Annotated in this window: 7 protein-coding genes; 2 read left to right on the top strand and 5 right to left on the bottom strand. The window is 68.2% G+C overall.

The annotated features are described in order from the left end of the window. Positions 1-14: 14 nt before the first annotated feature. The gene (locus tag ACWF0M_RS32120; RefSeq protein WP_452239489.1) at positions 15-638 is read right to left on the bottom strand and encodes a VOC family protein; all 624 of its coding nucleotides are present in this window, start codon (positions 636-638) and stop codon (positions 15-17) included. A 127-nt stretch (positions 639-765) separates the two neighbouring features. Here ACWF0M_RS32120 and ACWF0M_RS32125 point away from each other — a divergent pair, with 127 nt between their 5' ends. Both ACWF0M_RS32125 and ACWF0M_RS32130 read left to right on the top strand, forming a co-directional pair. Further along, entirely contained in the window at positions 766-2481 is a 1716-nt protein-coding gene (locus ACWF0M_RS32125) for a cation:proton antiporter (protein ID WP_452239490.1), read from the top strand. A gap of 211 nt (positions 2482-2692) precedes the next feature. Then, positions 2693-3079, top strand: a complete 387-nt coding sequence (locus ACWF0M_RS32130; protein WP_452239491.1) for a hypothetical protein — start codon at positions 2693-2695, stop codon at positions 3077-3079. Here the strand turns inward: ACWF0M_RS32130 and ACWF0M_RS32135 are convergent. The 4 genes from ACWF0M_RS32135 to ACWF0M_RS32150 all read right to left on the bottom strand — a co-directional run bounded on the left by ACWF0M_RS32135 (position 3057) and on the right by ACWF0M_RS32150 (position 6345). Next, positions 3057-3629 (bottom strand): GNAT family N-acetyltransferase, encoded by a 573-nt coding sequence (locus tag ACWF0M_RS32135; RefSeq protein ID WP_452239492.1) that lies wholly within the window; start codon positions 3627-3629, stop codon positions 3057-3059. The two genes, ACWF0M_RS32130 and ACWF0M_RS32135, sit on opposite strands and share 23 nt — an antisense overlap. 4 nt (positions 3630-3633) lie before the next feature. After that, positions 3634-4734, bottom strand: a complete 1101-nt coding sequence (locus ACWF0M_RS32140; protein ID WP_452239493.1) for a DUF6042 family protein — start codon at positions 4732-4734, stop codon at positions 3634-3636. 41 nt (positions 4735-4775) lie between these two features. Beyond that, positions 4776-5351: a dihydrofolate reductase family protein gene (locus ACWF0M_RS32145; RefSeq protein WP_452239494.1), complete on the bottom strand. Its 576-nt coding sequence runs from the start codon at positions 5349-5351 to the stop codon at positions 4776-4778. 142 nt (positions 5352-5493) lie between these two features. After that, the gene (locus ACWF0M_RS32150) at positions 5494-6345 is read right to left on the bottom strand and encodes a class I SAM-dependent methyltransferase (RefSeq protein ID WP_452239495.1); all 852 of its coding nucleotides are present in this window, start codon (positions 6343-6345) and stop codon (positions 5494-5496) included. Positions 6346-6632: the final 287 nt, after the last annotated feature.

Raw genomic sequence — 6632 nt, forward strand, 5'->3', positions numbered from 1 at the left:
CACGGACAATTCCGCTACTGCGGGAGTTCATCGCCGGTGCGCTCGGCGACCATGTAAGCGGCGTACCAGGCCGGCCAGTTCTCGTCGGCCTGGCCGGTGCGCGCCTCGTGCTCGCCGTGGGCGGCCGCGGCGCGCCGGAGGGCCGCTTCGAGGTCGTCCACAGAGGTGTACGTCGCATCGTCCACGCGGCCGGGCAGCCGTTTGGTGACCTCTTGCAGCAGCCAGGTGTTGCCGTCCGGGTCACTGAATGTCGCGAACGACCCGTAGCTCGACCGGTCGTCCGCCGGCCCGGTCACGCGACCGGTGGTGTCGCCGGCCTCGAACTGCGCGCCGGGAGCAGCCGGGTGGAAGACCTCGCTGACCTTGGCGCCGTGCGCCAGCAGTTCGTTCCGCGCCGCCTCCACGTCGCCGACGACCAGGTAGAGACCCTGCGCCGTACCCGGCTCTGCCGAGGTGATCTGCGTGCCGAACTGGACCGAGGCGGGGGAGCCCGGCGGGGTGAACTGGACGACCCGGAACCCGTTGTCGAACGCGAAATCCGCGTCCAAGCGCCAGCCGAGGCCGCGGTAGAACTCCTTCGACCGGTCCGCCTCCGCGACCGGGATGACGACGACTTCCAGCTTCAGGTCGGTGCTCATGACTTCCTCCAGGGAATTCGACTCGTTCACTGACCTCCACTCTGCGGCTCCGGCGCCCCCGTGACACCAGTGAGAATCCCTGGTCATTACCCCGGCACACCGCTGACCGGCCCTAAAGTGCTGTCACGTGGATCATCAGATTGTTCTGATTGCCGGTGCGGGGCTCGCGATCATGATCGCGGCCTCGGTGTTCGCGCGACGGACCGGCGTCGCCGCGCCGCTGCTGCTCGTTGCCCTGGGCATCGGGGCCAGTTACCTGCCGAGTACGCCGGCCATCCACATCGAGCCAGAGATCATCCTCGCGGGCGTCCTGCCGCCGCTGCTCTACGCGTCGGCGGTCCAGCTCCCGGTTCTCGACGTACGGCGGAACTTCGCGCTGATCTCGTGGTTGTCGATCGTGATGGTGATCGTGTCCGCGCTGGTGATCGGAGCGCTTGTGCACGCGGTGTTCCCGAGTATCTCGTTTGCGCTCGCCACCGCACTCGGCGCGGTCGTGAGCCCGACGGACGCGGTCGCGGCGACCGCGATCGGGCACCGCGTCGGGCTCCCGCCGCGCCTCATGACCGTGCTCGAAGGCGAGAGCCTCGTCAACGATGCCTCGGCGCTCGTCGTCCTGCGGACAGCGGTCGCCGCGCTCGCCGTCACGAGCCATTTCAGTCTCGGCCACACGGCCCTCGACTTCGCCTGGGCAGTCGTCGGCGCGATCCTGATCGGCGCCGCGGTCGGCCTGCTGACCGCCGTACTGCGCCAACGCCTCGACGACCCGGTGCTCAACACGACGATCTCGTTCGCCGTACCGTTCCTCGCCTACTTCCCGGCCGAGGAGGCGCACGCGTCCGGCGTACTCGCCGTAGTGATCGCCGGCCTGCTGACCGGAGCGCTGGGCAGCCGGAAGTTCAGCGCTCGCGACCGGCAGACGCAGGCGACCACGTGGACGACGATCAGCTTCATCCTGGAGAGTGGCGTCTTCCTCGCGATGGGGTACCAGCTGCCGGAGCTCGTCGACGACGCCCGCGCGGAGACGACACTCGGCGAGATCACCGGACTCGTCCTGCTCGTGGTCGGCCTGCTGGTCGTACTGCGCTTCCTCGGGCTAGCCTGGCCCGCGCTGCAGAGCCGGTTCGGCCGCAACGACCGGACCGAGCAGGTCCGGGCGCAACTGGATCAGTTCGAGGAGCACCTGGACTCGATGGAGCCGGCCGGTGCGCGTGAGGAGAACCGCGTCGCCTGGGCGCGCAAACGGCTCGCGCGCGGCCGCGCGGACGCGGACTTCGAGGAGCGCGAACCGATCACCGGCCGCGGTCTGCTGGTGCTCGCCTGGGCCGGGATGCGCGGCGTCGTGACGGTCGCGGCCGCGCAAACGATCCCGGCCGGTACGCCGCACCGCGACACCGTCGTGCTCGCGGCGTTCATCGTCGCGCTGATCACGCTGGTGGCGTTCGGGATCTCGCTGCCCGCGGTGATCGCGAAGATGCGGTTCCGTCCGGAGAGCAGCGAGGACAAACGCGACTCGGTGCAGGCGCTGATGCGGCAGATCGGCGAGGCCGCGATCGACGCGGTCGGCCCGCTCGAGGAACAGACCGTCGACGGCGAGCCCCTCGATCCGGTCGTGGTCAGCACGCTGAAGGACAGGATCGTGCCGCGCCTGGTCACCGGGAGCCAGCAGCTCCGTGAGACCAAGGCGGACACGCGCGAACAGATGGAGATCCTGCAGCGCCGCTACCTCGACGCGATGCGCGAAGCCCTCGGAACCGAACGCAGCATCGGCGTGTACAGCTCCGAAACCTACCGCCAGGTCGAAGGCTTCCTCGACACCGTCGAACAGCGCTTCACCACGTCCTAGTGGGCCGTAAAGGTCGCGGATTGAGCCGCGTACGACGTGCCTGCCGGAAATGCCAGCGCGGCCGCCGCTCCGAGTACGAGCAGTCGGCGTATTCCAGAAAACATCACAAGCCCCCAGTAAATGTCGTTGAAAATCCCCAGTGTGATTCTCATCGACGCACGGTCTGCTGAACATCTTTTCGACCAGGGCCGTAACGCTCTAGTGTCCGACTATGGACGTCAACGCGCGGGTGCTGGTGATCGGACTCGACCCGTACCGCGTTCCCGGGCCGTGGGACCCGGAGCCGGTCGCGACCGCGATTCAGGTCGGGATGGCGGACTTCGCCGATCGCGGTGTCGGCGTACAGACCTGCCTGGTCGGACTGGACGGCAGCGACGACATCGAGGCGGTGGTCGGCGCGGCGTTGGCCGCGCAGCCGTGGGAGTGCGTTGTGATCGGCGGCGGGATCCGGAAGAACGAGGAGCAACTCGAGCTGTTCGAACGAATCGTCAACCTGACCCGGCAGCACGCTCCGGACGCAGCCATCGCCTTCAACAGCAGGCCTGACGACATCTACCACGCGGCCGCGCGCTGGCTCAGCGGAGATCGAGACGCATAAGGACGCGGGGATGGCCGGAGAGCGTCGACGTGGTGTCGGCGGTTTTGCTGAACCCGGCGTACTCGAAGTTCTTGCGGATCCCGGCGTACGCCATCGTGAGATCGACCTTGCTGTTCCCGTTGTCGAGCGGATAGGCCTCGACCACCGGCGCCCCGTTGTCGCGCGCGAAGTCGACGGCGCCGGCGATCAGCGCATGCGAGATCCCCTGGCCGCGGTGCCCCGGGCGAACCCGGATGCACCACAGCGACCACACCGGCAGATCGTCCACGTGCGGGATCTTCCGGTTCCGGGCGAACGTCGTCGCAGCACGCGGCGCGATCGCGGCCCATCCGACCGGCGTGTCCCCGTCGTACGCGAGCACACCGGGCGCGGGCGTCGCGTTGCAGAGCCCCTCGACGTACGCACCGCGCGCCGGCCCGCGCAGCGCATTGTTGAGCTTGGACGGAATCCGATAGCTCAAGCAGAAACACACGTTGGCCGTCGGCGACTTCGGTCCGATCACCGCCCGGACACCCTCGAAGACACTGGCCGGCCGTACGTCGATACTCACGGAGCTACCTCGGTCTCGCCGCCGGACACATCGTCAAGGAAACCTCGTCCGGACCACGTTGCTCCACCTCGAGCAGCTTGCGATCCTCGGCGTACCGGAGAGTCCGGCGTACGTCGTCCTCCGAGGCCACGGTGCGTTCGGCGAGAGCCGCGACCGTCTGCTCGGCGCCACCCCAGAACACGACCGACACCAGATCCGCTGCGTATCCGGTGAATTGATTCACTGCCTGGGACAGTTCAAGCGCGGCGGTCACGTGATCCGGCAGTTGCAGCACGTCCTGCGCCAAGGGCTTGTCCTTGATAGCGACGTACCGAGTGCCGTCGAAGGCCAGTATCCGAAGGGCGACGTACAGCGGCAGCAGGTCACGCCGGACCTTCGGCTCCGGTACGCCGACCTGCCGGGCGATGTCGGCGAGGGTCGGCCAGCCCTCTCCTCTCGGCCCGATGTAGAACGGTTTGTCGAGCCAGTCGGGACCGCGGTAGTGGTCGACGCCCCAGGAGATGATGTCGTCGACGGTCATACCCTCGGCCGCGCCGGTCCATTCGACGACACTCGCGACTTCGGGTACGTCGAGCCCGAGCAACGACGTCCATCCCGCATCGGCCCTGCGTACCGGTGGTCGGCGGCGGCGGAGCCAACGCGGTGGGTCCGCGGGATCCCTGTCCGGCCAGAAGTCGAACTGCCAGAGGTCGGTCGGCTTGAGATCGTCCTCGTCCCGGGGAGGTTCGGGCGTAGGTGGTAGCGGGCGGTGAGCCGCGCGGATGCGGTACATCCCGGGCTCACCCAACCGCAGATGTTCGTCGCCGGGGCCGGTCGTGAGCCCTGACAGACTGACGGCTCCGCTCGGACTCAGGTACGGCGTCTCGAAGACATCGCTCCACTGGTCATCGTCGGCCGGGCGGTCGTCGCGCAGTTGCAGGCGGACGACGCACGGCCCGTCGCCGCCCGCCGCGTACAACCACCCGCGACCCGACCGCCCGAGCGTGCCGACCGGATGCGCATCGTTCGCGGTCAGGTCGTCGTACCACGACCCGCCCCGGACATCCTGCACCACGAGAATCCCGTCCTCGGGCATGTAGCGCTCGTGCCTCCCCAGTACACCCATGCGCGAACCGTAGTACAGCGATCCGACAAAGCTGGTTGCGCTCAGTGCTGCACGGCGTACACGAGCTTCTGGATGCCGTTGGGGTACGACTCGCTCGAGGTCAGGTTGAGCTTGAGCGTGTCGCGGTCGGCGTCGCTGAACAGGCGCTTGCCGGCGCCGAGGAGGACGGGGAAGACGAGCAGGTTGTACTGGTCGATCAGGCCCGCGTCCGACAGGTTGCGGTTGAGGGTGGCGCTGCCGTTGATGATGATCGGGCCGCCCTCCGTCTCCTTCAGCGCGGCGACGTCGTCGAGGGAGCGGAGAATCGTGGTCTCGCCCCAGTTCGACACCAGGTCGCTGTCCTTCAGCGTGGTCGACACGACGTACTTCGGCATCGCGTTGTAGCCCGGGAACTCCGCCGTCATCTTCGGCCAGACCGGCGCGAACGCCTCGTAGCTGACCCGGCCGAGCAGCAGCGCGGTGGCCTCGTTCTGCTCCTCGCCCTTGAGCGCGTACGCCGACTCGTCGAACGCGACGTCCTTGAACGTCCAGCCCGCGTTGCGGTACCCGCCCTCGCCACCGGGCGAGTCCACGACGCCGTCGAGGGAGATGAACGCGGTGGTGATGATGGAACGCATCTGATGCTCCTTGCTCAAGTGGTGTGAGGTGCTTCTGCCCGTGCGTCGTGCGGTCGCGGGCGGACTCGACACTAGTGGACTGTGACGCCGGTCACTCGATCCTCACTACATGGCCAGCTCGCGGTGACGATCCAGGCAGGAGTCAGCACGCGGTGACGATCCAGGCGGCGGAGTCGAAGAGCACGCCGTCGCCGCTGTCGTGCGCCGCGAGTATCGCCCGCAAGTCGCCCCGCGCCCGCTCGGCCTCGGCCGGGGTCAGCTCCGCCAGCAGCGCGAGCGGTTCGCGAAGCTGGAGCACATTCTCGTACGCCGCCTCGACATCAGACCCGTAGTACAACCGCTCACGCACCCCGGCAAACGACACCTCACCAAACCCCGCAGCCCCGAGAACGCCCCGCACAACCTCCACATCCCCAAACGAAAACGGCGACTCATCGAAACCCACCCCGCCTTCCCGAACCGCGCCGCTGTCCGGGGAGGTCTCGCTCTCGCTGATCGCCCCGTCGTACGGAGGGGTCCCGCTATCGCGGGCCGCCCCAGCCGTGCCCGTGCCGCCGTCCGTGCGGGCGTTCGCTGCGCGGGCTCCGGCGATGGTCTCCGGGATCACCTGCGCCCACTCGTTCTCCGCGCGCGGCTGCCACACCATCGCGACGAGCCGCCCACCCGGCCGCAACGCTCGCCGCAAGTTCGCGAACGCACCCACCGGATCGTCGAAGAACATCACCCCGAACCGGCTGATGCACACATCGAACGCCGTCTCCCTGAAGTCGTACGTCGCCGCGTCCGCAAGCAGATAGCTGACCTGTTCCGACGCCGTACGCCGCCGCGCATGCTCAAGCATCCGCTCCGAAACATCCACCCCAACCACACGCCCCCGCCCAGCATCCGCCGCCGCCTCCCGCGTCGTCTGCCCACCCCCACACCCAACGTCAAGCACCCGCTCCCCGCCCCGAACCCCACAAGCGGCCCGAAACCGGCCCTGCAAGAACCGCATCTCACCGTCATAGTCGAACACGCCCCCCAGGCTAGAACCCACCACCCACACAACCCGCGCGGATGGCAGGGGATATCCGGCTCTTGTGACGGATGTGTGGGGCGGTGTGGCTGCCAGGTCTGGGTGTGCGAGCTGGGGATTGCCACCCACCTGAAGCGACCAGCCAACGTCCCCAGACGCTCCCGTCGTCCCGGCTGGACTGATCGGCCTGGTCGGCGCACTCGCCTGGGCTCGGGCGTGTGTGTGCTGCGGGTCTTGTGCAGGTCGACAGTACGTATATGTCCCTG

The sequence above is a fragment of the Kribbella sp. NPDC055110 genome (assembly GCF_053607525.1).